The organism is Bartonella sp. CL71SXKL (assembly GCF_042194935.1).
GTDB lineage: Bacteria > Pseudomonadota > Alphaproteobacteria > Rhizobiales > Rhizobiaceae > Bartonella.
On sequence record NZ_JBHINI010000066.1, the window covers coordinates 1 to 1,542 of the forward strand.

1 pseudogene is annotated in these 1,542 nt (G+C 27.0%); it reads right to left on the bottom strand.

The features are described 5' to 3' along the window. Positions 1-194: pseudogene (locus ACFILA_RS09460) on the bottom strand (hypothetical protein); the annotation flags it as partial. Positions 195-1,542: the final 1,348 nt, after the last annotated feature.

Below are 1,542 nucleotides of genomic sequence, written 5' to 3' on the forward strand. Positions count from 1 at the left end.
ATATACCCCCCTAAATCGCCTTTTTTGACATCATCAAAATCTCTTAAGGCTCTAATTCGAGTTAAGAAATGACCATCGATATATTCACAATCATCAATAAATTCGTATTTTTTTGCAGGATTTTGTTTATTAACAAGCACAGTTTCATTTGAAATAGAAGAGATAACGGGGGAGGTTTTTACTGTAGTATTCATACTAATATGTCCTAATCAAGAGTTTTGAAATTGACACCCTATAAGGGGCGTCGGGCGTTCAAAACACGGTGATTAGTCCGTTGTTACGCTTTTCTCATAAGAGTATTTTATGGCGTAACTACACCCGACAAAATTATCATATATGCTAATCATAGCATAAAAGATAGCCAGTTTTTAAAAGCTTTGGAAAGATTGTTTCGTAATCTATCCGCTAATCACAAAGTGTTTTGATCACTTGAGTACTTATATAACAAAATACGTATTTATTGTCAAATAATATTTTATCTTTTTTTGATATTTTTTTATATTTTTTAAATACGTTGTGTATTGATAATATCTTATGCTTATTAATTGCTTCTTTTATATTTATGTGCTTTTAAAGCTATATTATAGGTTTTATGAAACGATTGCGTTATTTTCTGAATCTATACATTTATAATATTTAGAAACGCTCTCATAATGCGTATTTTAAACTTTATAACCTATCAATTTTGTCACTAAATGGCTTTTAAGATTTCTGTTAATTTCTTTTAATAACACATTTTAGACTTAACAGCCTTTATAGGGACTGTCTTTATAACAAATGCTTTCATTTGCATTTTTGCTTTTTCTATAGCTGTTATATGCTTTATAGCCATGGCATCATTTTTCATGTTCATAAGAGAAATGATAAATAGGATATATGATAATTGTGATTTATAGACCGTTATGAAAACACTTATGAAAACATCTCAATAGAAACTGATCATTATAGAGATGAGCAAAATCCCTTTTAATAAACTTTTGTCAGTCTTGTCAGTTCTTTTTAGAACCTATATCATTTTTTTAAATGAGAGAAAATTAAAATCATTATATTTCAATAAGTTAATTTTTATGAATTTTTCAAAATACAACTTATTAAAACAGCCATAACAAATAAATACAACTGTAAATATATATTTGTCAGTTTATGTCAGTACATTGAATCGACAAAAGTGATCATTTAGTGAATGATTAAAACATGTCTTATGAGAGTATGTAATCTTTAAAGCCTTTCAAAAGATAGTTTGTAACTCATATGAAATGCTATCAAGACCATTATGGTTATGAGTTTTGAAGATTTTGAGTATTTTGAGGGGTCCTTTTACCCCCCTTTATATATTTTTTTCAATCAAAAAATAAAAGTTATTATATTTCAATATGTTAATGTTTTAAATAAACAACCTATATTACACAAAACACGTAAATACAATCTGTAATATATATAAAAAGGGGTTTTGAAGGTATTTTGAGGGTTTGAGAAACATTCAAAACCTATAAGTAATATAAGAAAATGAATATACATAACTCTCTTTAAACAAAGCTTCTG